This window comes from Paenibacillus aurantius, assembly GCF_032268605.1.
Taxonomy (GTDB): domain Bacteria; phylum Bacillota; class Bacilli; order Paenibacillales; family NBRC-103111; genus Paenibacillus_AO; species Paenibacillus_AO aurantius.
Map to the genome: position 1 here is coordinate 6017090 of NZ_CP130318.1, position 24668 is coordinate 6041757.

Sequence of the window (24668 nt, forward strand, 5' to 3'; positions counted from 1 at the left end):
GCGGATGTCAGGAATCTCCTCTTCCGCTTGCCCGGTTTGGGGCTTTTTTTCATTCTCCGTCCTGCGCTTACGGGATTTGCCCGGAAATTTTTATCCTCTCCCCTGCCTCCGGATTTCCCGCCAACAAAGTTACCGGATAAGGACTAAGGCCTCTTCGGGATGCCGGATGCCGCCAGCTGCTTCCAGTGCTTGTTCACCGGCGTCATCAGCTTCTCCAGGCTGTCCAGCTTGGCTTGGTAGCTCGATACGATGCCGCGGTAATAGCTGTCCCGGGCCGGCTGGCAATCGTCCTTGCCAGAGTGGTAGTGGTCCTTGTCCTTCCGGTAATCCTCATACTTCTGGCTCGTATACTTGGCGTAAGGGTCTTCGAAGTACCAGTACGTGAAGCTGGTGCAGCTGGCAGCCGCTCCTCCGTGGCAGTAGGAGTCGGTGTGGCTCTTCGGCTCGGAGATACTCACGAGATGAGCGGCCCGCTGTGTTTTCAGATCGGCCTTGACGAGCGGGTAAGGCCCGCTGTCCGGATCGGTCACATAGCTGATGTAATTGCCCGCCTGCTCCTTGACCTTCTGGCTGTATTGGGAGTTCTGGGGTGCCTGGTGGTTCTCGAGCATTGCCTTCTCCTCCAGCAGGCTTAGATGGAGGGAAGCGGCGGAGACGAAGACGGCCAGTCCGGGCTTGCGGAAATCTTTCTCCTGCAAGGTTCCCACCACCTCGGTCACGCGGGAGATGTAGTCGTCAAGCTGGGCCTGCTTCTCGTTAACCGGCTTCGAGATCCCCCGGTAATTGCTGTCAAGATCGAGAAGCACTCCCTTCACCTTGCCGTCCAGGCTCTCGATGTCGAGGTGAACGATGTCCTGCTTGATCATGTCCGCTAGGGACTTGAAGATGGCCTGCCAGTCCGTTTTGTTGCCCGGGAAGATAACCGGCAGGATGGCCGCTCCAATAATGTTGAAGGGCTCGGGAAGAAGCCAAACGAGGCCCTCGCCGAACTTGATCAGCGTTTCCCAATCCGGGGTATCCGATGCGGCCAGAACTTGGGGAAGCGGCGTCCGCACCGGCTCGGGATACGAGAGCTGGACGGTTGTCTCCTGCACGGAGGCATGGGTCAGAAAATAGATCATGACGGACTGGTTTGTCGTCCTTCGCAGGAGGGCGGTATTCTTCGGGATGGCCCCGTAGTCCTCCTGCAGGTAGCTGAACTGTTCCTCGAGCGGGACCTCGCCCTCCAGAAGAGGGCTGAACCGCGTGACTTCCCCGGAAGCGCACGCCTTCCGGATCGAGAGGAGCTTCTCCTCGGCGGGAGAAAGCGGCGGAAACCCGGAAGCCGGGGTAACCGGCACTCCCGTGCTGCGGTTCGCCCAAACGGAATCCGCGGCAGCCTGAACCTGGGGGCTTTCGTCCCCTCCCTCCCACTCGACGCCTCCCTGTGCCGCCGCGGCGGCCAACTGGCCGGCCAGCTTCCGCCGGAGGTAACCGGCCGAATCGAGGGAGGGGGCAATGGATTCCAGAACAAAGCGAATGGTCGTCATAAAAGTCCTCCTAACCAAGATAAAGCGGCAGCACCCTTCCTTTAACGGATGTGCTGCCGCTTGTAGATTACTGACTAGGCTTCTTTGTATTTTTGGGTCAGCGCCAGCTTTACCACCTCGGCGGCAACCGGGAAGGGCAGCGGCTGGTTTTTGTACTTGTAAGCGGCTATGCGGTGGTAAATGTCATAATCGTTGAACACCTTGGACAGCTCGTCGATCAGGGCCATCTTGGCCGTAGCCGGCCATTTGAACGGCTCCGAAGAGGGACGGGTGGCCGCGATGAACTGCAGCGCCAGCAGCTGCTGCGGGAAGGTCAGCTTGTCGGACTTGACGAGGTCCCCGAGCTTCTCCCACGCCTTCGCATCCGAAATGCCAATCCAGTTCGTCAGCTTCTGGTCGATATCGCTCTTCTGCTGGGGGGTCAGGCTGGAGTTCTTGTTCGGGTTCTCCTTGTTGTATTTGTTCAGGATGTAGATAATGAACGGTACTCCCACCGCCCCGAAGGCCATAATCCCCGTCATCAGCTTGGTATAGGTATCGGTTTTGTCGGGAGCCTGCCGGGCTTCCTGGGACAGCCGCTCCATCCGGGCTTCCAGCCGGGTCAGCCGCAGGTCCACCTCGTCGTTGTCGTCGTCGACTTCTTCGCCGCCGCTCTCATCGTCATACACGTCGTCTTCTTCGGAAGAGAGGCTTTCGTCATCGGAATCACTCGGATCACTCGGATCACTGGGGTCGCTTGGGTCATCCGGGTCACTGGGATCGTCGGGATCGCTCGGATCGTCCGGATCACTGGGATCGTCGGGATCGCTCGGATCATCCGGATCACTGGGATCGTCGGGATCACTTGGATCGCTCGGGTCATCCGGATCGTCCGGCTCGGGGTCAACAGGCTCATTCGGGTCTACGGGCTCATACGGTTCTACGGGTTCTGGCATAAGGGAAAGTCTCCTTCCGGGTATTAGGTATAAAAGAAACCACAGAGCGCCAGGCGCTCTCTCTCCGCCGTTACCACCGGCGTTACGAAATGCTTGTAATGGTCGGCGCTTTCCTCCACGTCGAGCAGCGTCAACTGGTTGAACTTAGGCGGAACGGGTGTCTCGGCCCCCTGCCGGTTCACCATCGTCAGAACCCCTCCCCACTCCGGGTTCCAATCCGGGGTCCAGTTGAAGATAAAAGCCAGCCGGCGCCGCGTTCCGTCCTTCTTCCGGCTCCGGTCCGAATGGGGGCCGAGGTAATGCCCGGGGCCGTAACGGGTGACACCGACAATATCCGCGCTGACCGGATGAATGCCGGTTACCCTCTCGATGAAGCCGAACCATTCCGGTGAGCTTAGCGCGGCCGACAGCCGGCAGACCGCATGCTTCCCGCAGCTGCGGTGCGGGGTCCATTGGTCATACAGGTATGTAAAGATTTGGCGGTCCCGGGCCAGCTGAAGCTGGTCCTCCAACAGGCCGCGGACCGCGGGAGTCAGCTTCTCCACGGAAGCGCTGCACACCCCGTTGTGAAACCGCAGCTTAAATTCCTCCCGAACCTCTTCCAGACTCGCCCCGACCTCCAGGGCTTCTTCGGAGGACAGAATGTCCGGAATATGGACATACTGCCTGCTCCGAAAGTGGAGCTCCGCCTCCCGGATCCCTTCTTCACCGGCTGCCCACAGGTAAGGCCGTTCCACCGTATACTCTTTCATCTCCTTCATATCCATCACCCCCTTTCGCGGCAGAGCGGCGGCCAGCCGTTTGCACCGCGCGGTTCTCCCAACGCGCGGTGTCGGCGTCACATGGTGGTGGATCGTACACAGGATGACGCCTTTGCATCGTGGAAGACGTTCGCCTTGGAGGGCTGAGGTCCATCCGCTTCTTCAGAAATCCATACTTTTTCGACAAGTTTCGCCATAGTGCTGCGACAGAAGGACGACAAGGAATAATGCTTCGAAGGCTCATGATGAAGGGGGAAGAGGGAAAAATCAGGTGGGGAAGGAACGGAATCTTCCATTCCCTTACATTTTATAGGAAATAACAGGAATGGTTAAATGGGTGAAAAGAACCAAATCCATCCATCGGCTCTCCTGGTGCCAAGCCGTGAGGGTTGGTCGGCCTTCCTATGGATTTTGGTGCGTAGGTGCAGGGTTTCCCGCCAACAAAGCTCCCGGATAAGGCGTCAGGTCGGCCTACGACAAAAAACCGCCCCCCTGCCAAAAGGCAGAAGCAGACGGTTTTTCTGGGACTCTCGCCCCCCTTAATTTATACAAGAAGGTCTCCGCTAAACGGCCTCCTGCTAGTGCTTGCTGCGCCCAACCGGCCGGGCAAGGCGTCAGCTCAGCTCCTGCTGGAACTGGGCGATCGCCGCGTACTCTTCCTCAAGCTTGCGGGACAGGGAAATGAAGATAGGAAGCAGCTTATGATAGACCTCGGCGTTGCGCTTGTCCGGCGTGTGACGATGGGTCGCTCCTACCATGCCTGAGACGACGTCCAGGGAATCCACGGCCCCGATGGCATACAGGCCGAGCACGGCCGCCCCGAGACACGAGCTTTCGTAGCTTTCGGGCACGATCACTTCCTGGTCGAAAATGTCCGCCATCATCTGGCGCCAAAGCGGGGAACGGGCGAAGCCTCCGGTCGCATGAATCTTGTGCGGCCGCCCCATGCGCTCCTCCATGGCGAGCAGCACGGTGTACAAGTTGAAGATAACCCCTTCGAGCACAGCGCGGATCATATGCTCCTTGCCGTGGTGCATCGTCAGACCGAAGAAAGACCCGCGGGCGCTCGGGTTCCACAGGGGAGCCCGCTCACCGGTCAGGAACGGATGGAACAGCAGCCCGTCGGAGCCGGGACGCACGCGCGAGGCCATCTGGGTGAGCAGGTCATAGGAGCTGATGCCGAGCCGGCGCGCCGTCTCCACCTCCGAAGCGGCGAACTCATCGCGCGCCCAGCGGAAGAGGATGCCCCCGTTGTTGACGGGGCCGCCGATGACCCACTGTTTCTCCGTAAGCGCATAACAGAAGATCCGGCCCTTCGGATCGGTTTCCGGCCGGTCGATGACCGTGCGGATCGCTCCGCTCGTTCCGATGGTGGCGGCGACTACTCCCGGCTGGATCGCGTTCACGCCCAGGTTCGAGAGTACGCCGTCGCTTGCGCCGACAATGAAGGGAACCCCCTCCGGCAGCCCCATCTCCTCAGCGTACACCGCGTTCAGTCCCTTCAGCGCATACGTCGTCGGCACGAGCCGGGACAGCCGGTCCGGCGTAATCCCCGCCAACCGAAGCGCTTCTTCATCCCAATCCAGCTTCTCGAGGTTCATCAAGCCCGTCGCGGAGGCGATGGAATGGTCCACCACATACTCCCCGAACAGCTTCTCGTGAACGTATTCTTTGATGGAGATGAATTTGCGGGCCCGGGCAAAAAGCTCCGGCTCCTCCTCGCGGAGCCAGATGAGCTTTGTCAGCGGAGACATCGGATGCACGGGCGTTCCCGTCCGCTGGTACACCGCGTCCCCGTTCCATTCACGCTTCAGCTTGTCGGACCAGGCGGCGCTGCGGTTATCCGCCCAGGTGATGCAGCGGGTAAGAGGACGTCCGTCCCCGTCGATGGCAATCAGGCTGTGCATGGCCGAACTGAAAGAGACGAAAAGCACCTGCTGCGGGGCCACGCCGCCTTCCTGCACGACCCGCTTCAGCGTATGAACGACCGCCTGAAAGATACGGTCGGGATCCTGCTCCGCGATGGCTGCGGTAGGGGTATACAACGGATATTCCTCATCGGCCTTGGCCACCATCCGGCCGTTCTCCTCGAAGAGAACGGCTTTGGTGGAGGTGGTGCCCATGTCGATGCCGATCATATAGTTACTCAAGGGATTTCCCTTCTTCCTTGTTGAATTATCCCCCTTATACCACGAGGCTAAGGAGAAGAATAAAGACGAGGCCGATAACCGATAAAAGGGTCTCCATGACCGTCCAGGATTTCAAAGTCTGCGGAACGGTCATGTTGAAGAATTCTTTGACCATCCAGAAGCCGGCGTCGTTCACGTGGGACAGGACTAGCGAACCGGCTCCGGTGGCCAGCACGACCAGCTCAACATTGGCTCCCGGGCTCTGGGCGAGCACCGGAGCGACGATCCCGGCAGCGGTGGTCATGGCGACGGTGGCCGAACCGGTGGCGACGCGGATCAGCGCGGCAGCCAGCCAGGCGAACAGGATGACGTTGAAGTGCGACTGAGTGGCGAGCTCCGCGATCGCTTTGCCGACGCCGCTGTTGATCAGAACCTGCTTGAACGCCCCCCCTCCCCCGATGATCAGAATGATGGAGGCCGTTGGAGCCAGGCATTCGTTAGCAAACTTCGAGATTTCCTCCTTCTTGAAGCCTCGGGCAAACCCGAGCGAGAAGAAGGAGAAGACGACGGCGATCAGAAGCGCGATAACTTCGTGTCCGATGAACCCGCTGAATTGAGCGAGCCCGCTTGTCAGCTTGGGATCGATAATGCTTGCGACCGATCCGACCAGCATGAGCAGAACCGGAAGCAGGATGGTGAACAGGGTGATGCCGAAGCCCGGCAGCTCCCGGGTATCCTTGCGGATAAACTGGTTGGCCAGCTCCTCCGGCGGCTCCACGAGAATGCGGCGGCCGATATATTTACCGAAGACCGGACCGGCCAGAATGGCCGTCGGCAGTCCGATGATGAGGGAGTATAGAATCGTTTTACCCAGGTTGGCGCCGAAAGCATCAATGGCAATCATGGGAGCCGGATGCGGCGGGACCAGACCGTGGACGGTCGAAAGCCCGGCCAGAACGGGAATCCCGATCTGCAGGAGCGACATTTTCGTCTTGCGGGCGACGACGAAGACAATCGGAATCAAGAGGATGAGCCCCACCTCGAAGAAGACGGGAATGCCCACGATAAAGCCGACGATCATCATCGCCCAGTGGACGCGTTTCACCCCGAAGCGGTCGACGAGTGTCGTAGCGATCTGCTCGGCTCCGCCGGATTCGGCCATCATTTTGCCGAGCATGGTACCGAGGCCGATAACGATGGCGATCGTTCCAAGGGTTCCGCCCAAGCCTCCCGTGACCGCCTTGATCAGGTCGGCCGGTTTCATGCCGGCGAGGAAGCCGAGCAAGAGAGACGAAAGCAGCAGGGTGACGAATGGATTCCACTTGTAGCGGGCGATCAGAATAACGAGAAATACAATGGCAACCAGTGCCCATACAAGCAGCGTAGCGGAATGGCTGAGGCCAAAGATGCTGTTCATGTTGTTCCTCCTCCGAAATGTAGGTTCTGTCCGTCAGCTTATGGAATCGTGAGCCGCGGAACAGGTTCGTGTTGTGTTTTGGTTGTTCTGGCCATTAAGGCATAAGGCATTCAAGGATGTAGTGTTCGCTTTTCTTCTCTTTTCCATACGGGAAGACTCTTTAGGGGAGACTCAAGTGAAGCGTTTTCTTGGAGTCGGCAAAATACTCCCTTACCCCGGCCAGGATCCGCTCCGGATCCTTCGATTCAAGCCCCCGGATAATAGCGCGGTGCTTCTCGATAACAGCCTCCAGCTTGTCCGTCCCCTCGGAGAAAATCTCGTCCGTCGTAATGAGCATGACGGTCAGAACGATCTGCCGGATGGAATTCCATAGATGGAGGATTCGCTTATGCTGAGCGGCCGAGATGATCGCCTCGTGGAAGCCGAAATCCAGCCCGGCAAACTCGACAGCGTCCCGGTGCCGGACGGCGAGCTCCATCTTGTCGATGGTCCGGTTAAGCTCCCCGAAGAGAGCCGTCGTATCGCCCTGGGCCAGCCGGTGCTGGGCAAAGCTCTCGATAAGGAAGCGGACGTCATACAATTCCTCCACTTCCTCCGCGCTCAGCCCGGCCACCACGGCCCCCATCCGCTCCAGCCGGACGAGGCCTTCGCCTGATAACGTTTTCAGCGCTTCCCTGACGGGAGACCGGCTGGTCTCAAAGTCAGCGGCCAGCCGGTTCTCCGACAGAACGTCACCCGGCCGGATGGCTCCCTGGATAATCTGAAGCCTCAGCGCGCAAGCAACCGCCTCTCCACGGGAAGTTCCCTGAAGCCAGGCGGCAGGATAGCTGATCATGCTTAATCCTCTCCTATACTCGCTTTAGTTGGCCCGGCGGCGGATGACGCCAGGGTGACGCCTACTCCTCCTGCTTGACCACGCTGTGGCCGCCGAACTCGTTGCGAAGAGCCGCCACGACCTTGCCGTGGAAGGCGTCCGTTTCGAGCGAGCGGTAGCGCATGAGCTGGGACAGAGCGATGACCGGGGTGCTGACCTGAAGGTCAAGTGCCGTCTCCACGGTCCATTTGCCTTCGCCCGAGCTCTGCATGACGCCGCGGATGCCCTCGAGCTTCGGATCCTTGCGGAAGGCGTTCTCGGTCAGCTCCATGAGCCAGCCTCTAATGACCGAGCCGTTGGACCAGACCCGGGCCACGTCTTCGAAATTGTAATCGAAGCCGCTTTTGGACAGAAGCTCAAAGCCTTCCCCTATGGCCTGCATCATGCCATATTCGATCCCGTTGTGGACCATCTTCAGGAAGTGACCGCTGCCGACCGGCCCGGCGTACAGATAGCCTTTCTCCACCGCCATATCGCGGAAGATCGGCTCAATCCGGGCAAAAGCCTGCCGGTCTCCTCCGATCATAAAGCATCCGCCCTGCGCGGCTCCTTCCGTTCCGCCGGATGTGCCCGCGTCGAAGAAATAGACGCCCTTGGCCCCGCATTTCTCGCCGCGCCGCACCGAATCCCGGTAATGGGAATTTCCTCCGTCGATGACGATGTCCCCTTCTTCCAGATAAGGAAGAACCTCGTCCAGAACGCTGTCGACGAGCTTCCCGGCGGGAACCATGACCCAGACGGTTCTTGGTGCCGGAAGCTTCGAGACCAGCTCCTCCAGCGAAGCGGAAGGAACCGCCCCCTGTCCGGCCAACGCTTGAACCGGCTCCGGGTTGACGTCATAGACGACGACCTCGTGATGATGACCGAGCAAATTTTGTACGAGGTTGAACCCCATTTTGCCCAGTCCGATCATGCCTAGCTGCATACTCTATGTCTCCTTTGCATTCATGTCTACTTGTATACAAGCTACCTTCCTATAGTAACGCTTTCTTTTTGCTCTGTAAACTCAGAAGATGCTGCCAGCAAGCCGCACCCTTTCGCCCCATGCCGATCCAGCGGGATGGCCCCCTCCCTCTCCGCTGCCTTCCTGTAGAATCCGCCGAAGGAATATCTCTTCTAGCGTCCCCCGTCCGCCTCAAGGGAATTCCGCGCTTCCCGTGTAGAGGAACGCTGCTGCTAACCGGAGTGGGAGCTTCGGTACCTGTTCCCGACGCGCAAATGACACGCCATGCTGGGGGGCTCGCTGGAGGTTGATTCCCCATCAAATCAAAAAACCGGCGAGCCTGAGGCTCTCCGGTTTCCTTTTTCAATGCGCCTGCCGTTGGTAGGGCCCCTTTCCCTGTCCTTCTCCGCCGTCCTCTTCCTTTGCCATCCTCTCGTTGGCTCTCTGCCTTCCCTTCCCTCTAACAGAATCAAGGGGCAAAATTCAAGCGGAGCAGAAGAAGAAGCAGATAAACGAGAACGATCAGGCCATGCACGAGGAGCAGGGCGATCCAGCCCGCCGACGTCTCCGACCGGCGCAGCACCCCGGGAAGCCCGATCCCTATGTGCACCAGCGAGACAAGAGCGAGACCGCCGAGCAGCAGCCCCGACGTCTTGCCGGACAGGCTCCGGCTCAGGGGCGTCAGATACAGCACCACTGCCGCCAGCAGGCACACGACCGTCGTGCCGAAGTAGCCGCTGAACGATATCCCCCTCCTCCAGAACAGCCTCCAGCTTCGCTTCCGCTGGCTTTGCGGGCTGCGCCGCTCCTGCCGCTTCTGGTGTTCCTGGTGCTCTTGCCGCTCCTGGCTGCCTCCACCGGGGAGATCCCCTTTCTTTTCAGCGCCGGGTGCCATTCTACTCCACCTGCCGGCTGGTTGGGCCGGATTCCACAGGGGGATGCGGAGGCTGCCCGCCATCGTTTCTCCATTTGTTGTTGATGTAGGAGATGCTTAGCGAGATGACGCCCAGCACCAGAAGCACGATCACCTTGAAGATGGTGTCTTCTCCGGCCAGATCAAGCAGCAGCGCTTTAACCGCCACGATAATCAGAACCGCCGAACCGAACCAGCGGAAGGCCCGCTGCCGGCTGTAGGCGCCCCACAGGAACAAGAGCAGCGCGTAAAGGCCCCAGGTGACGGAGAGCGTCAGGCCCCGGTCGATGGTTTTGTCCAGGCCGTATTCGTCGAACACCCCGTTCACCTGTACCGACAGCAGCCCGCCGACGATCAGATGGCCGACGACCGCGACCATTCGTGCCAGCGCCCGGTTGCCGGATTCAATCAGGGCTTCGAGCTTAACCTTGGCCGCATAGTAGAAGCCGAAGGCCGCCAGCACCATCCAGGATACGGCCCCCCAGTTCAGGAAAGGCAGGTACACGCCGAACCAGATGCCGCGCGGGGTGCTCCATGTGGCCACGAACCAGTACAGCACCACGACGAACCAGACGAAAAGCGAGATCGCCTTGAGGCCGTCGATTTTGCGGGCCTGGCCGGCCAGGAGCAGGAACCCGGCGACGATCGTCCACAGGTAGACGCTGATGAGCGGCTTGATGTCGAGCCCTTTGCCCGCTTGGGAAGCAGCCAGCATAAGGAGGAAGACCCCACCCAGGAAGAAGGTGAGCACCGGGGTGCCCGTGCGCCTCTCCATGAGCCGGTACACCCCGTAAGAGAGGGCGAGGTACAGCACGCCCGTGAATGCCATCGGGTACGCCACGGAAGTCAGACCGTCCAGCAGGATGACCGACCAGAGCCCGAACAGCACCGCATTCGCGACGTTTAAGTACAGGTTGAGGCCGTCGAAGGTCAAGTTGTTTTTCCAGGAGGAGATGACCAGCCCGAGCACATAGAACAGGAAGGCCGCCGTAGCATACCGGTAAGGAAGGCTCCACACCTCGGTGACCACCGGATCAAAATGGAAGAAGTACACCATGTACAGAATCCAGGTCCCGGCAAAAGCCACCACCCTCAGCTCCGTCCAGCTCTTCCGAAGGCTGAGGACGAAATACACGATGTTAATGACGAGCAGGTACACAAAAAGCGTAAACACCTGGTCGTTCTCCGGCCGAAGCACAAGCGGAGAGACGAGGGCGCCGATCAGCGCCAGGTTCATGAGAATCCGCAGATTCTCGCGGTAAGCAAGCAGCGACAGCCCCACGGTGATGGCCGTCATGCAGAGCAGGACGATCATGGAATCCCAGAGCGCAAAGTAGATGCCGGAGAAGGAAACCGTCGTGTACAGCACCGCGGCCCCCATGCCGCTGGTGATTTCCCCGATGATCCGCCGCCCGGACAGAATGAGCCGGATGCCGCCCACTGCGAGCCCGGCCCCCACGAGGAGCCCGATCCCGATTTTCATCTGCTGGGTAATCCAGCCTTGATCCACCGTGTATTTGAACAAATAAACAAAAGCGCAAACGATCAGCAATGCCCCGAGAAACGATGTCCAATGCCTTTTGACCAAATCGTTCATGGCTGAGTCCCTCCAATAGCAGTTAGGTTGTTTCCAGTTTCTTTCCTTCGGCCAGGCGGGCCACTCGGCTTCCGGCTTCCGCGTTGTCACGGAGCTGTGATTAGTGCCGCTTCGTGGGGCGGAAATCCTTGAGTGCAGCTACATTGGCGGGGCTTCGTTGAGCCCGGCCTTGCCTTAAGGCGGTGCTTTGTTAAGCACAGCTTCGTTAAGTGGAGTTCGTTGTGGCGCCCATTCGTGAGGAGTCGCTTCGTTCCGCCCGTTCCGACCTGACCGGCCTGGCGCCGAGATGGGCTTCTGCCGCCTCTTTTTAGGACCAGGTCTTATTTACCATTGTAAAGGGTTCTCCCCGTTTGAATAGTACTATCTTTTTCTAGTACCCCCGGTATGAGGGGGTGTCAGGTTAGCCGCAAGGAGAAGGGTTAACCGGAAGTGGACAAGGTTAGACGGAAAGGGGAAGGATGGAAGGTTAGCTGGAAAAGGAAGGGTTAGACAGAAGATGTAAGGCCGACAGAAAGGGAAGGCCGTTCCCCTTGCTCTTTCTCCCTTGTCCACTCCTTTATCCTTTATCCTTTATCCTTTGTCCTTTTGTTCCTTGCTCCTTGTTCCTTGCCCCTTATTCCTTAAGAAACGCCCATTTAAGGCCAACGGTCAGCGCATAACTCCCCATGCGCGGTGTTCAGCGTCGAGGAAATGATGGCTTCCGACCAGGCAGGTACGGGCCACCAGCCATGATCTCCTGCAAGTATGTAAGCCGGCTCTCCCCATGATGGCTTCCTACATCGCGTACGGACATGCGCTTCACGGCATGACAGCCCCCGACGGGGGTGTGCGGGTATCCCCCGCATGGCAAGTTTCGCCAGCTCGGCATGGACATGCTCTTTACGCATGGGAGGCCCCTTCCGGGCAGCAGCCATACTTATTAGCCTCCGACCAGGTATGTACGCTCAGCCCCACCACGCACGTACGGCAGCTTCCCACCGTTCGGTAAACTCAGCTGCTCTACGCATGATAGCTGCCGATGGGCTCGTTCAGCACCCAATCGAGCAGAAGAATCATCCCTTCCGTCTCCTCCAACCGGCGCTTCAGCCGCTCGGCTTCGCCGTCCTCCATTACGTCTGCCAACCGGGTCTGCAGGTCCTTGGTCTGCTGAAGCAGTTCGTTGCGTTTGCGTTTGATTTGTAGCTCGGTTCTCATGGTCGGTCTCCTTTGTCTCTATACTTGAGCCGTTCCCCCTGCTTGGCGGGGACCCGGTCTTTTTCCAATCTTTTCTTACCTAAGAATTAGTATAATCATTCAACAAATCTTCACAACAAAGAATGCCCGGCAATCGTTGACCTGCACTCCTCCGTAGCTTACTATTAAGACCAGATCAATTGATAACGATTATCACTATCAAGAGGTGTTTTCATGAAAATAAAGCTTACCGCGCTGCTGATGCTCCTCCTCCTGCTGCTTCCGGCGCAGGTGTGGGCGGATTCGGCTTCAGATAATTTGAAGAAGGCCAACGGCTATGTGGAGAAGGCGGTGCAGTTTGCCGAGGCAGGCGATTTTACACGTTCGAAGGAGCAGTACGACCTGTTTAACCAGGATTGGTACACGTTCGAGGAAGGCATCAAAGCCAAGTCCAAGGGCGCCTACCGATCGATCGAAGAAACCATGGGCGAGGTCCAGTATGCTTACGCCCAGAGCCCCGTCGTGAAGGAAACGGCCGTGGCCGCCCTGACCAAGCTGGCCGAAACCAACCGCACCTTTCTGTCCGGGGATTTCTCATCCTTTCAAGATCCGGCCGAATCCGGCGGAAAGACGACCATCGAGGATCTGGTCAAACGACTGGATCAAGCCCGGGACGCACTGGATCAAGGAGATATAGCGGCCGCCAAAGAATCCGTTCAAGCTTTCCGGAGCTCTTGGCTCGATATCGAAGGCATGGTGCTGACGCAATCCTCCAAAGTGTATGCCGACGCCGAACGGGATATGGTTTCCTCCTACGCCATGCTCACCGCCAACCCGCCGAAGGTCGACCAGGCCAAAAAGACCATCGAAACCATGCGGGATTACCTGGCGCCGCTTGCCGCCAAATCCAGCTACACGATGCTTGATGTCGTGACGATTCTGCTGCGGGAAGGGCTCGAGGCTCTGCTTGTCATTGTGGCGCTTCTCGGCTTCCTGACCAAATCCGGTCACGCGGATAAGCGCAAGTGGCTCTGGTCCGGCCTCGGAGCCGGGGTGCTCGTCAGCATCGTCATCGGCGTGGCCGTTCAGCTTCTTTTTGCCTCCGGTACCTTCGGCGACAACAACTTCATGATCGGCGGCTATACCGGTCTTTTCGCCGCGGTCATGCTCATTTACATGAGCTACTGGCTCCACAGCAAAGCAAGCCTCGCCAGCTGGAAACAGTATATCCACAGCAAAGGAACGAATGCCTTGGCGGCCGGCAGCCTATGGTCCATCGCCATTCTCGCTTTTCTGGCGGTATTTCGCGAAGGGACCGAGACCGTCCTCTTCTTCATCGGGATGGCTTCCTCCATCAGCACGGCGAGCCTGCTCGGAGGAATTGCGATCGGCGCCGCCCTGCTCAGCGTGATTGCCGCCCTCATCCTGAAGGCCGGCGTGCGGATTCCGATGCGTCCTTTTTTTCTCGTGTCGAGCGTGCTGGTGTTCTACCTGTGCTTCAAGTTTCTCGGCATGGGCATCCACGGGCTTCAGCTCGCGGAGGTGCTGCCGGCCAGCCATACGGAGGCGGTGCCTACGGTTGAGTTCCTGGGCTTGTACTCCACTTGGGAGAATCTGATCCCGCAAGCTCTTCTTCTGCTCGCCGCGGCCGGAGTCGTGATCTGGCAAAGGATTCTGGGGCAACGCCAGCAGATAGCCATAAATACCCATTACCCACCAAACGGAGGTCTTTAATCTATGAAACTGGCAAAAGTATTCCTATCCCTGATGGCGGTCGTTCTCGTTCTGGCCGCCTGCTCGTCCAAATCCGGCTCCACGAAAGACGGAGCGAAGAAAATGCAGGATACCCTGGTGCAAATGCAGAAAAACGTAGACGCCGGCGATACGGCCCAAATCAAGAAGAACGCCGAGGAGCTGGAAGAAACGTGGGAAGGCTTTGAGGACGACGTGAAGAAGAATCAGGCCGATGTCTACGGTAAAGTCGAGGATCCACTCGGGGCTATCCAGACGGGAGCCAAGCAGAGCAAGCCGGATCCCGCTGTCATGAAGGATCAGATCACGAAGCTGAACGAGGCCTTGAAGCTGGTTAAGTAATGCCTTCTGGTAACGCCCGGACCCGATTTGGCGTCCGCCCATTTTTGTGATAGACTCTTCTGTGGTAGAATAGAAGCAGCCGCTCATTCCGGCCCGGCCGACGGGACAGACGGGCGCCAGCCCTTTTTGGATGTGATTGTTATGAATCTAGCAGACCCATACTCACTTAATAAAAAACCAGAATCTCGACCTTACCCGGTCGAGGTTTTTTTGTTTCCCCTAAGCAAAAAACATGGCGGGAGGAAGAAAAAGTGACCACAGAAAACACAGAGGCCGCGAGCAGCCGGCAATCCGCTGCCGCGATTTGGATCAGCCTCATCAGCAACGTTGCCCTCACGGTGATCAAGCTCGCCGTAGGCGTTCTATTCAAGAGCCAGGTGCTCATCGCCGACGGCATTCATAATGCGGGGGACGTTATTGCAACGGGAGCCGCCCTCAGTTCCATGCGCGTCTCCAAAATCCCTCCCGATGAGGATCATCCCTACGGCCATGGCAAGGCCGAGAACGTCGGAGCCGGCGTCGTCGCCATTATCCTGGGCCTGGCCGCTCTATACATGGGCTACCACTCGGTGCTTGTGCTTTTTGAGCCTCCCCACGCCGCCTCGGTTACCGCCCTTATCGCTGCCTTCGTCTCCCTCGTCTGGAAGCAAGGGCTTTATGTGTATACGATGCGAATCGGCAAAGCCACGAACAGCAAAGGGCTTCAGGCTACCGCCTATGACCATTTGGCCGACGTCTATGCCTCCCTGGCCGCGGTCGTCGGAATCGGGCTGGCGCTTGTCGGGGATTACCTGAACATCTCTTTTCTCGCTTACGGGGATCCAGTGGCCGGAATCATCGTCGCCATCCTGATTCTGAAGCTCGCCGTGCACATGGGCCGGGAAGCGGTGGATGTGCTCATGGAGAAAACCATTGACCTCGATCAGATCCGGAGCTACTCGGAGCTGACCCTGTCGATCCCGAGCGTGAAGCGGATTGACCGGATCCGGGCGCGGGAGCACGGGCATTATGTCATCATCGACCTCCGGGTAAGCGTGCCCGCGGAGCTCAGCATCCAGGAAGGCCATGACATCTCCCGCCAAATCAAAAACACGATCCAGGACCGGTATTCCAATGTAGGGGAAGTGCTGGTTCACCTGAATCCCTGGTACGGCAAAAAAGCCGCCAAATAAAGCCTGCACGTGGAGAGGACCCGCCCCAAGCCAAAGACGGGCAGGCTTTCATTCCGGACATTCGGCGGATGGGGCCTTCCGGGCAGTTTCGGGCCACTCGGTCCCCATGCATGCGTGCGAGCATCTATAGAGAAGCCGACCAACACACGGATAAGGCAATAGCACCAGATAAGTCGCCAGTACCTTCCTGCCTAGAGCCATCATGGTTTTCCTGCTTCCACGCTAAAAAACCCGGTTTCCGAGACGCTTAAGCTTTAAGCGTCTCGGAAACCGGGTGAAAGGTTCGAATAAATCGGCTACTCGTGATGAATTTGGAGCTCGTGGAAGTAGGCCTTTTTCATCATGGCCGCCTTCAGGTCCCGGTCCCGGCAGTACTCATGAATGGTCAGGTAGCAGTTGGACATGAGCTGGTGCCAATGATTCCGGGTGAGCGTCATAATCGTGTCCATGGGATAACCCGCTTTCTTGATCATAGTGTAGTAAGAATAATTACCCTACTCCACTCCAGGTTAAACAGGCGATCCCTTTTCCGATTGAAAAATTTATGCAGAAAAATAGGTAAGAGCCCCCGCCTCCGGCCAAAACACCCTAAAAAAGTTGCAAAAGGCTAGAAGCGTAAAAGCCGAAAGCCGCCGGCCGGATGAGGGCCGCTGCTTTCGGCGGTCGGGCCAACCGGCCCCTCCCGCTTAACGGCGGGGCTGGCGGCGCGGCTGGCTGCGGGTGCTGCGGACTCCGGCATAGGGGACGCCTATGGGAGACGGGCAGAACTCGTCGCGGTACGAAACGACGGTGCAGTGCTCATAGACCGGAACGCAGTGATGACGGTTCACCACTTCCACCGGATGGATAACCTGAACGAGCTGCGGATGGAAGTAATCCCGGTAGACGACACGAGGCGGATCAACAATCGCACTGGATGGGCAGGGTGAGCAATGCATGAGAAGCCACTCCTTTGGGTTATTGGATTTGGGTCATGATCTACTCTATGCCCTTGTAGGTAACTGTGCTTGTTCATTCGCCCGGTTTGGCAGGGCAAATGAACGGATTTCCAAGACCCTCGTCCGGCGGCCATGGTCTTAATCAACGACCGCCGCCACCTCTTCTTTCGGTTGCACGCCGACGTCTAGCACTCGAACAAACGGAATGTTTCATCCGCAAGCTCCAGCTCCTCCAGCAGCTCACGAATCAGGTCGCAAACCATGTAATCATCCTCCAGCGAATAGATGTAATTCGCGTCGCGGATAAAACCGAGCTTCCCCTCTCGGGACGAGCCGGAGAGAAAGGAGCGCATCCGTCCTATCTCCTCTTCCTCCACTACCTGGCCGCCAACCGGATAAACAAACTGGTAAGGTTGTCCCTTCCCGGACCCGCCACTTCCCATCACTCCCAGGCCATCCAGCGTCGGGAGCGCTATCCGGCTTCTCCTCTCCCGAAGCACCTTCTGAACATAAGGAGCCACCTCCCGGCGGGAGCTGCCCATGGCCGCGGCAAGCCGGCGGAGTACTTTGCTCTGATGCTCTCTCCAATCCGGCGGTGTCTCTCTCCCACAGCGGCTTTCTTCCTGGAGCATCCGGTCGGAATCTTTATCCGAGAAAGGCCAGAAGGTATCCAGAAGCTCCCCGTAGGAAACCGAGCTAACCAGATCCAGAAAATCCCGCAGCTTGCCGGCGACAAGGCGGATAGGTGGATCATTCGTTGGAGAGACACAAACGATGGGAGCCTCATCCAGAACCCGGGTCATGCCAAAATCCGTCAGAAACCCGAAATGAATCCCGTTCCCTCCTGTCGAGGCAAACGGAATCAGATCGGGAGGGGTAATGGAATGGGCATAATAAAACGTTACGGGCAGGAAGCCGATGCAGCCCATGGACAAGCCTTCCCGCTCCAGCTCCTCCTGCAGCTGAAGCAGCCGCAAGATCTCCTCCGGTATGGAATATTTCCCATAGAGGCTTTGCCATTCTTCCCTGCTCATTGGCTCTCTTTTCCTCCTCCCGCTGTGTCATCCCTGGTGCCTTCTCGGCAAGTCTTCCCGTCTGCTCCCCTGCCTCAGCATGATTGGGGAAGGGCCCCGCCGAATAGAGGAACTCTGATCAGCAAATTTGGCCCAAAACCTCTCCTTTTGGGCTTTTTGGAGAGCTCCTCCCACAAATAAAGGAACAGAGTTCCTCTACTGTTCAGGTGGTCTCGCAAAATCGGCCCATAGCGAATTAAAGTTCCTCTAGGTACGGACCATCCGCCACGCATGACCAACCAGCCCAACGGTCTCCCGCCTGGGTATGATTACACCGTGAAAGAGGGCAACCTTTTATGGTACAATACGAGGGTTGTACCCGCATCATACCCAGGGAGGTAGCCTATTCATCATGCTGATCATCGGAATTGCCGGAGGCACCGGGTCCGGTAAAACAACGGTAGCCCGCTCGGTCATCGACCGGTTGGGATCGGACCGCGTAACGTTTGTGTCCCAGGACAATTACTATAAAGACAACCCTCACCTTCCTCTTGCGGAAAGGGAAAAAATCAATTACGACCATCCGCTTGCCTTCGACAACGGACTGCTGATCGAGCACTTGAAAGAATTGGCGGCCGGGCGGCCCGTCCATGCTCCGGTCTACGACTTCTCGCTTCATGCCCGCTCCGTCTCCGATACGCTCGGCTTGAAGCCGAACAACATCGTCATCATCGAAGGGCTGCATGTGCTGTCCGACGAGAACCTTCGCGAGATGCTCGACATCAAGGTGTTCGTGGACACGGACCCCGATGTGCGGATTCTTCGCCGGGTGTTGAGGGATATCGAGGAGCGCGGCCGGTCCATTCAGTCCATTCACGACCAGTACATCAACACGGTGAAGCCGATGCACGAGGCTTTTATCGAGCCATCCAAGAAGTACGCCGACCTGATTATCCCCGAAGGAGGACACAACGAAGTGGGCATCCAGCTTCTATCCATCCTGACGGAAAAATATTTGTTCGGAGACCGCACGTGGTCCGGGAGCTGAGAAGCTCCCTATTTTTGTTTTGGGGGCCTCCCTCCAGCATCGAAACGCTTGAAGCAAACCTGCTTCCGCTATCACAGCGTTACCCTACCCCAACCAAAAGGCCGCTACCAGCAAGCCTGCCGCCGCCGCGGCCAGTATCCTGGTTCGGGCTGGGGAAAGCCTATCCGTGCCCTTGACCGGATACCATCCGGAAGCCAGCAGCCGGCTGCGGTAAAGCCCCAGGATCAGCAGGCCGATGGCGAGCCAAACCAGCCAAGCAGACCCGCTTTGCTCCAAATCCACGCCGAGTGAGGCGTAACCCCATCGGGCCGCGGAGCTCATCAGCGCGCCAAGCAGCAGAAAAAGCACCGCGATCCGCAGCAGCTCCAGCAGAAATCTTATCAGCAGCATGGGGTTTCCTCCTTCCTTTCCTCCAGACGTCGGCTGTCTTCGGGCCTCGGCTCATAAGGCGGTGGCTGCCGCACCACTGTCACCCGGCAGGCCGGTAGCTCAGAAGAACGCAGCCGGACCGGTATGCTTTGGCCTCCAGCAGCTCCAGCTTCCGGGGAACCGGCAGCCCTTGCAGAAATCGGCTTCCCCTTCCAAGCAGAAGGGGATTCACAAAAATCCGGTATTCGTCGATCAGCCCCTGCTGCACCAAAGAGACGGCAAGGCGCGAGCTTCCGAATAGGGCGAGAGCTTTCCCCGGGGACTCTTTCAGCCGCGCGATCTCTTCGGCCGCGTTCCCCCTAAGCAGCGTCGTGTTCTCCCATTCCGCCTCCGTCAAGGTTCTAGTCGCGACATACTTGGGCAGCTTGTTCATCCTCTCCGCTACAACCGGGTCACGCTCCATTGCGTAGGCGGTCGGCCAATAGGCCGCCATCCCCTCGTAGGTAATCCGGCCAAACACCAGCCCGTCCACGGACCGGAGAAAATCAGCAGCGTACACGTTAAACTCCTCGTCCACGTGGTGCCAGCCGATGTCTCCGCCCTCCCCTTCATATAGACCGTCCACTGTTAGCATCATTTGCAGGATCAGCTTTCTCATTCTGTTCGGCCTCCCTTTCTGCCCCTTAGGGAATATTACGTCTTCAGTCTAGCAGAGCGGAGGAAGGCCGGATTCTCCTCAATTGCGGGTTTGTCCGCACCTCACTTTTTCTTGTACAGAAGCGACTTTACCGTGCCGTCCTTGCTGTCCGCGTTGAAGAACAGCTGGTAGTCTCCGGCCTCGTAGTACAAGGTCCACGTATTCGCATAAGAAGCGTTCTCCTCTTCGGAGAGAGGAGCACCCAGAACCTGCTTCACCTCGCTCACCTTGAACCGGACCGGCTCGCCGTATACCTTGATAGCCCCTACCGTATCTTCCGGCTCCCAGTAGAAGTAAGCATACTCGTTCCACATGGAGTATTCCGTCTGGTCGGTCCCCGTCTTATGGGGCTCTCCCCAGGCATCCAGCATCTCCTTGCGGCCGGCTCCCAGGCCAAAAGCCGAGCCCTTCAGCCTGCCCTCGGCCGCTTCGGCGAGAAAGGCTTGATCCAGCGTGAGCTTCGGAGCGAGTCCGGTTTCCTTCACCGTAAGCTGGAGAGAGACCGTTGGGTCCCCGGGCGAGCAGCCCTTGAGCTCCAAGGAAAGGTGGCCCGGCTCCGGACTCCGGACCAGAGCGGCCGACTGGCAGTAGCCGCCCCCCATGCCCTTGACTCCGTAGCCGTCACGGGAATCCTTTTCATACCGCAAGGCAGTGCCGTCATAATAGAAGCTGTGCAGGACCGGATCGCCTTCTATCGTGAACTGCGTGACCCGAACCCAGTCCCGCTGTCCGTTGTTCCTACTGTCGAGAAAGGCATTCAACCGCTTCAGGTTGTAAGTTCCCGTTCCACTGGAAACGACGTCTCCGTTCCGCAAGGCCTCCTCTACGGAATAGCTGTCGGGAAGGAGGAGCGAGGACGCCTCGCTTAGGTTGATGCTTTTCTCCTCGTGGTTATAATCGATCTTATTCCCGGAGGCTTCCGCCAGAAAGCGCGCAGGCAGGTAAGCATGGCCGTTCACGTTCAAGATCGGGGTTTCCGCGGAAACCTGCTGCGCCTTTCCGTTAATGAGCAGCTTCACGGGATAGACAAACGCTTCTATACCGCTCGTGGCCGAAACCGTGGCCGCCGTTCCCAGCAAGCCTCCTATGACGAGGCCGAGAATCATTTTCTTCATGAAGTTTCCTCCTATATGTACTAATGCTTTGTCCGGCTTCCTCTGCCGCTATCTGGTGCCTTATCCGGTAACTTTATTGGCTGGAAAGCCTCTGTTTGCACACGAAAATCATAAGGAAAGCAGAACTTCATTTGCGGATAAGGCACTAGTCCAGCGGGATAAGCTCCCGGACGGCCATAAACAGGGTGACCGCGATCATCCCCAGGCTGACGAGCATGGTGAAGACGTACCGCAGGCTGCCCGCCCGATTCCGGACGCCCAGTACACCGGGAACGCCGGCCACAAAAGCAAGAAGAAACAGCCCGAAGGCCGTCAGGCTGGCCGGCTCATCCACTAGCCTCTGCACCAGCAGGTCCGCATGGGAACTGAACGTGGCGAGAAAAGCCGCAAGTCCCAGCAAGCAAAGCCCAAAGGCCCCAACGTTTAAAGCCTCCGCCAGCCGGCGGCCGGCCGATTTCCATGGCATGACGACTCATCCTTCCCCTTTAGGTATGCTGCACCAAAGTATTTATTGAGGTTAGCGTGATAAACGACGTAACGAGCAGTCCGAACACGATGGCAAACCGGAGGTCCCGGCTCCAGGTGGTACGCGACCATAGGCTCAGCAGGCGGACAAGCAAAAAGCTGAAACCGGACAGCAGCAGGAAATTAAGCAGCATTCCCCGCCATAACGCTTCTGCAACCCAATTCCAGAACATGTTATCCCCCTTCCATTCGTAGGGCCGGATAGCAAGAGCACGTCAACCCTCCGCCCCGTTACCGTTTCACATCAGCCCGCAAAGGCCAATAGGATTAAGAATGACTATTCAAAAGAAACAGGCGGTGAAGCTTCGTGGATTTCTACCTTTATTCGCTTCTGGCGCTTGCCTATGCCGGCCTTCTGGTGTTTGGCTTCCGCCGCGTACGGGAAACCGGGGTTCTCTCGTACTCGAACCTGGTACTGCTGATCGCCCTCGGGCTGGTTTACGACAACGGCATCATCGCGCTCGGCCGAACCATCGGGGAAGGCGGCACCCTCTACGCATTGAGCACCCTGCGCTTCTGGACTCATGCCTTTTTCACGCCCGCCCTTGTTCTCGTAGCTTGGGACCTCCTGCGCCGTACGGGGGTAAGCTGGGCAGGGACGCCGGCCGCCCGGACAGGAAGCTGGGTCCTGACCCTGATCCTGGTGGTCTACCAGATCGCTTTCGGTACCCTTAAGGAAGTCTCCCGCCTCGTTCCCGAGGAAAAAGCCGGCGTCCTGCGCTATGTCTCTTCCGAATCGGCCGGCGGGCCGCTGATGGTTATCGTGACCTCTATTGTGCTTCTTGCCGCCGGGATCGTTCTGTTCATCAAACAGCGCTGGATCTGGATGGCGCTTGGAGTCGGGCTGCTCTTCGTCTCGCAGGGCCTTCCGCTGCCTTTTGAGAGCTCCGCTCTTACAAATATTTTCGAGCTTGTTCTGATCGTTTCCCTCTGGGCCACGGTTCGACATGTGGACCGCCACGGGGATGGAGCCGTCCGCTCCGGGCGCCAGGCGCTTGCTTGATGCTGGCCGTAGAGCCGCCTTCGGGCGGTTTTTTACTTGTAAGGCAAGACTACTTCTTCTCTAATTACTAGACAGCACCGGGCAGGAAAAGGTTGCACGGGATGGAAGCCGCATCCTATAATTTAAGCATCCTATAATAAAAAGGACGTGACTCGAGTGACTCCTCCTGCACCACAATCTTCAGGCAAGCCGGTCGGCCTTACCGCATCCGCCGGCTACCAGATCGGCGTCAGGCGGACGCTGCCGCTCTCTCCGGAGAAGGCATGGACAAGCCTCACCTCGCGGGAAGGGCTGCGTCTCTGGCTGGGGGACTGGCCGGAGCCCCAGGTGGCGGCCGGTGTCCGGTACGAGACGCGGGAAGGCCATAGCGGCGAGTTCCGCATCGTGAAGCCCGGGCAGCAGCTTCGCCTCACCTGGCAGCCGAAGCACTGGGCCTCCCCGTCCACGGTGCAGATCCGGCTGCTCTCTTCCCACCCGGAGAAGACGACGATCAGCTTCCATCAGGAGAAGCTGGCCGACGCCGAAGCCCGGGAAGCGATGAAGCGGCACTGGGAAGAGGCGCTTGCCGCCTTGGCCGCCCCGGCCGCCGGAGGATAACAGTTTCGTTTATTCCAAGTGGTGCGAAACGGACATACGGTTGACAGATGAAAGCACCCCCAAAAGACGGCTGTGAATCTCCGCCATTAGGCGGAATCGGCCGTCTTTTTGCATGCCTGCTGGGGTAGCGCAAGCCCGTAGGAGGAGCCGCCTTTACGCGGGAGGAACTCGCGGGTGTTCGGCCTTTTCGACCCTGGATGAGTAACAAACCGGTAAAAGTGTTAAAAATGGTTAAGAAGAAGGCATCTGCCCTTTCTTCTTAAAGTTTTCTTAAAACGGCAACCTTTTGAGGGAAGAGGTGGTCTAGTAGGGTAAGAAGCGATTCTTTTCCGCTTCTTTCTGACCACTCACTCTCATGCAAGCGGGCTAAAACCCGCTATGACCAACAGGAGGTAACCCAACATGACCTTTCGCTTCAAATCGTTAGCTCTCGTGCCAGGTCTCGTCCTGGCACTGTCTCTTGCAGGCTGCCAGGGAGGGGAGAAGCCGGCCGGCGGCTCCCCGTCGGCCTCGCCGTCCGCTCCGGCCGTAACCGCGGCGCCTTCCCCATCGGCTGCGGCCCCTACGGCCGCTCCCACGACCGCTCCCGGCTCGCCTGCTCCCAAGCCGACCGGTGTTGGGCAGCCCCTTCAAGCGGCCGGGGAAGTCACCGCGGTCCGCTTGGCGGATCCCCAGTCCGGCTGGACGGCCGGTAACGGCTGGATCGCCCATACGGCGGACGGCGGCCAGCATTGGGAAAGCCAATACACGGGCGACGGGAAGGTTACGCAGCTGTTTGCGCTTAACGGGCAGAAGGCCTGGGCCGTGACTGACAAAGGCCAGCTGCTCGCCACGACGGACGGCGGAGCCTCTTGGAAGGCCGCGGGCCAGGTGCCCAATCAGGGTTTCCTCCATTTTGTTTCGGATACGGAGGCCTTTGCGGGCAATGCCCGTAGCACCGACGGCGGCAAAACGTGGACCACGCTGAAGGCTCCGGCCGGTATCGTCGGCGATGCTTACTTCCACGACAAAGCCAACGGCTGGGCGGTCACCGCCTCCCCCGACAAGGCGATCATTCAGCGGACAACGGACGGCGGGGCCGCCTGGAAGCCGGTCAAGGAGCTTAAGCTGGCGGCCGCCATTACCGGAACCGTGATCCGCTCCGCCGGAGAGGACGACGCGTGGGTCGAGTTAATCGGGCAATCGGGTATGACCCAGACCTCCTATTCCCTCTTCCACACGACGGACGGAGGCAAGGCCTGGAAAACGGTTCTGGCCAACTCCACGGCTGGAGGCGGCCCGGCCCCCGGCTTCCCTCTGAACTACAATGACGGGCCTAAGAACAACGGTTCGAAGCCCGGCATGCTGTACGTCGTGAACCGCACGGCGGCTTTCATGGGCGGCTACTGCCCGGCCTGTGACAACCCGAACTCGGTCGGCAAGACGACCGACGGCGGAGCCACCTGGGTCAACGGCAAGGACAGCGTACCCGGCACCTCCGGGGCTCTGCTGGCCATGGCCGACGCCTCCAAAGGCTGGTTGATCACGAACGACGCGTCCCAGCCATCCGTCTTCTATACGACGACGGATGGGGGCTCCCATTGGACGAAGGTGTCCTCCTTCCCTCCGGCCAAGAAAGCGTCCTGAGGACGGGAGAAGGCGTGTTCCGCTATCTGGGAGCTTACTTACGGCTTCCTCAGTGTCGCTGGATGTTCAGCAAGGTCATGCCTTAACCCAAAAAGCCTGCCGGTTGCGGCAGGCTTTTTGAGCTTCGTTATAGGTGCCTATACGTGAAACAACCGCTTGCGGTTGCCAAAGCCCCGGCAAGCTTATATCATGTGAAGCAA

At 58.5% G+C, this 24668-nt stretch carries 25 protein-coding genes; 7 read left to right on the forward strand and 18 right to left on the reverse strand.

Translation table 11 applies throughout. The features are described from left to right. Window positions 1-143 precede the first annotated feature (143 nt). From MJA45_RS27270 to MJA45_RS27315, 10 genes are all read right to left on the reverse strand, one after another. Window positions 144-1529 carry a hypothetical protein gene (locus tag MJA45_RS27270; RefSeq protein WP_315605033.1) on the reverse strand — a complete coding sequence of 462 codons (1386 nt, stop codon included), beginning with the start codon at window positions 1527-1529 and terminating at the stop codon, window positions 144-146. Window positions 1530-1603: 74 nt separating this feature from the next. Continuing rightward, window positions 1604-2464: a hypothetical protein gene (locus tag MJA45_RS27275; protein ID WP_315605034.1), complete on the reverse strand. Its 861-nt coding sequence runs from the start codon at window positions 2462-2464 to the stop codon at window positions 1604-1606. A gap of 23 nt (window positions 2465-2487) precedes the next feature. Next, window positions 2488-3225: a 2OG-Fe(II) oxygenase gene (locus tag MJA45_RS27280; protein WP_315605035.1), complete on the reverse strand. Its 738-nt coding sequence runs from the start codon at window positions 3223-3225 to the stop codon at window positions 2488-2490. Between the two features lie 614 nt (window positions 3226-3839). Then, window positions 3840-5363, reverse strand: coding sequence for a gluconokinase (gene gntK / locus MJA45_RS27285; RefSeq protein WP_315608116.1), 1524 nt, complete (start codon window positions 5361-5363; stop codon window positions 3840-3842). Between the two features lie 46 nt (window positions 5364-5409). After that, the gene (locus MJA45_RS27290; protein ID WP_315605036.1) at window positions 5410-6771 is read right to left on the reverse strand and encodes a GntT/GntP/DsdX family permease; all 1362 of its coding nucleotides are present in this window, start codon (window positions 6769-6771) and stop codon (window positions 5410-5412) included. Window positions 6772-6931: 160 nt separating this feature from the next. Further along, window positions 6932-7603: a GntR family transcriptional regulator gene (locus tag MJA45_RS27295; protein WP_315608117.1), complete on the reverse strand. Its 672-nt coding sequence runs from the start codon at window positions 7601-7603 to the stop codon at window positions 6932-6934. Window positions 7604-7667: 64 nt separating this feature from the next. Beyond that, window positions 7668-8570, reverse strand: coding sequence for a phosphogluconate dehydrogenase (NAD(+)-dependent, decarboxylating) (gene gnd, locus MJA45_RS27300; RefSeq protein WP_315605037.1), 903 nt, complete (start codon window positions 8568-8570; stop codon window positions 7668-7670). A 487-nt stretch (window positions 8571-9057) separates the two neighbouring features. Beyond that, window positions 9058-9483 carry a hypothetical protein gene (locus MJA45_RS27305; protein ID WP_315605038.1) on the reverse strand — a complete coding sequence of 142 codons (426 nt, stop codon included), beginning with the start codon at window positions 9481-9483 and terminating at the stop codon, window positions 9058-9060. A 1-nt stretch (window position 9484) separates the two neighbouring features. After that, window positions 9485-11098 (reverse strand): DUF2339 domain-containing protein, encoded by a 1614-nt coding sequence (locus tag MJA45_RS27310; protein WP_315605039.1) that lies wholly within the window; start codon window positions 11096-11098, stop codon window positions 9485-9487. 999 nt (window positions 11099-12097) lie between these two features. After that, complete coding sequence (locus tag MJA45_RS27315; protein WP_315605040.1) at window positions 12098-12292, reverse strand: hypothetical protein; 195 nt, start codon at window positions 12290-12292, stop codon at window positions 12098-12100. A 213-nt stretch (window positions 12293-12505) separates the two neighbouring features. Between MJA45_RS27315 and MJA45_RS27320 the strand changes: the two genes are divergently transcribed. From MJA45_RS27320 to MJA45_RS27330, 3 genes are all read left to right on the forward strand, one after another. Continuing rightward, complete coding sequence (locus MJA45_RS27320) at window positions 12506-14005, forward strand: FTR1 family iron permease (protein WP_315605041.1); 1500 nt, start codon at window positions 12506-12508, stop codon at window positions 14003-14005. A gap of 3 nt (window positions 14006-14008) precedes the next feature. Beyond that, window positions 14009-14365 (forward strand): outer membrane protein assembly factor BamD, encoded by a 357-nt coding sequence (locus tag MJA45_RS27325; RefSeq protein WP_315605042.1) that lies wholly within the window; start codon window positions 14009-14011, stop codon window positions 14363-14365. 251 nt (window positions 14366-14616) lie between these two features. Beyond that, window positions 14617-15537, forward strand: a complete 921-nt coding sequence (locus tag MJA45_RS27330; RefSeq protein ID WP_315605043.1) for a cation diffusion facilitator family transporter — start codon at window positions 14617-14619, stop codon at window positions 15535-15537. Between the two features lie 296 nt (window positions 15538-15833). Here MJA45_RS27330 and MJA45_RS27335 read toward each other — a convergent pair whose 3' ends face one another. The 3 genes from MJA45_RS27335 to MJA45_RS27345 form a co-directional block, all read right to left on the reverse strand. Then, window positions 15834-16010: a hypothetical protein gene (locus MJA45_RS27335; protein WP_315605044.1), complete on the reverse strand. Its 177-nt coding sequence runs from the start codon at window positions 16008-16010 to the stop codon at window positions 15834-15836. Window positions 16011-16223: 213 nt separating this feature from the next. After that, a complete protein-coding gene (locus tag MJA45_RS27340) occupies window positions 16224-16475 on the reverse strand; it encodes a hypothetical protein (RefSeq protein WP_315605045.1) in 252 nt (83 codons plus the stop codon). Between the two features lie 185 nt (window positions 16476-16660). Then, window positions 16661-17509: a hypothetical protein gene (locus MJA45_RS27345; protein WP_315605046.1), complete on the reverse strand. Its 849-nt coding sequence runs from the start codon at window positions 17507-17509 to the stop codon at window positions 16661-16663. A gap of 391 nt (window positions 17510-17900) precedes the next feature. Here MJA45_RS27345 and udk point away from each other — a divergent pair, with 391 nt between their 5' ends. Next, on the forward strand, window positions 17901-18536 hold the full coding sequence (udk, locus tag MJA45_RS27350; protein WP_315605047.1) for a uridine kinase: 636 nt from the start codon (window positions 17901-17903) through the stop codon (window positions 18534-18536). 84 nt (window positions 18537-18620) lie between these two features. On the opposite strand, the gene MJA45_RS27355 is transcribed toward udk, so the two are convergent. The 5 genes from MJA45_RS27355 to MJA45_RS27375 form a co-directional block, all read right to left on the reverse strand. Beyond that, window positions 18621-18926: a hypothetical protein gene (locus MJA45_RS27355; RefSeq protein ID WP_315605048.1), complete on the reverse strand. Its 306-nt coding sequence runs from the start codon at window positions 18924-18926 to the stop codon at window positions 18621-18623. Between the two features lie 79 nt (window positions 18927-19005). Beyond that, on the reverse strand, window positions 19006-19563 hold the full coding sequence (locus tag MJA45_RS27360) for a dihydrofolate reductase family protein (RefSeq protein ID WP_315605049.1): 558 nt from the start codon (window positions 19561-19563) through the stop codon (window positions 19006-19008). 101 nt (window positions 19564-19664) lie between these two features. Beyond that, on the reverse strand, window positions 19665-20717 hold the full coding sequence (locus MJA45_RS27365; RefSeq protein WP_315605050.1) for a DUF4362 domain-containing protein: 1053 nt from the start codon (window positions 20715-20717) through the stop codon (window positions 19665-19667). A 145-nt stretch (window positions 20718-20862) separates the two neighbouring features. Continuing rightward, window positions 20863-21183: a hypothetical protein gene (locus tag MJA45_RS27370; RefSeq protein ID WP_315605051.1), complete on the reverse strand. Its 321-nt coding sequence runs from the start codon at window positions 21181-21183 to the stop codon at window positions 20863-20865. A gap of 19 nt (window positions 21184-21202) precedes the next feature. After that, on the reverse strand, window positions 21203-21415 hold the full coding sequence (locus tag MJA45_RS27375; RefSeq protein WP_315605052.1) for a hypothetical protein: 213 nt from the start codon (window positions 21413-21415) through the stop codon (window positions 21203-21205). A gap of 134 nt (window positions 21416-21549) precedes the next feature. Between MJA45_RS27375 and MJA45_RS27380 the strand changes: the two genes are divergently transcribed. The 3 genes from MJA45_RS27380 (at window position 21550) to MJA45_RS27390 (ending at window position 24468) form a co-directional block, all read left to right on the forward strand. Beyond that, window positions 21550-22245 carry a hypothetical protein gene (locus MJA45_RS27380; protein WP_315605053.1) on the forward strand — a complete coding sequence of 232 codons (696 nt, stop codon included), beginning with the start codon at window positions 21550-21552 and terminating at the stop codon, window positions 22243-22245. A gap of 156 nt (window positions 22246-22401) precedes the next feature. Next, entirely contained in the window at window positions 22402-22842 is a 441-nt protein-coding gene (locus MJA45_RS27385) for an SRPBCC family protein (RefSeq protein WP_315605054.1), read from the forward strand. Between the two features lie 402 nt (window positions 22843-23244). Beyond that, window positions 23245-24468 (forward strand): YCF48-related protein, encoded by a 1224-nt coding sequence (locus MJA45_RS27390; RefSeq protein WP_315605055.1) that lies wholly within the window; start codon window positions 23245-23247, stop codon window positions 24466-24468. Window positions 24469-24668: the final 200 nt, after the last annotated feature.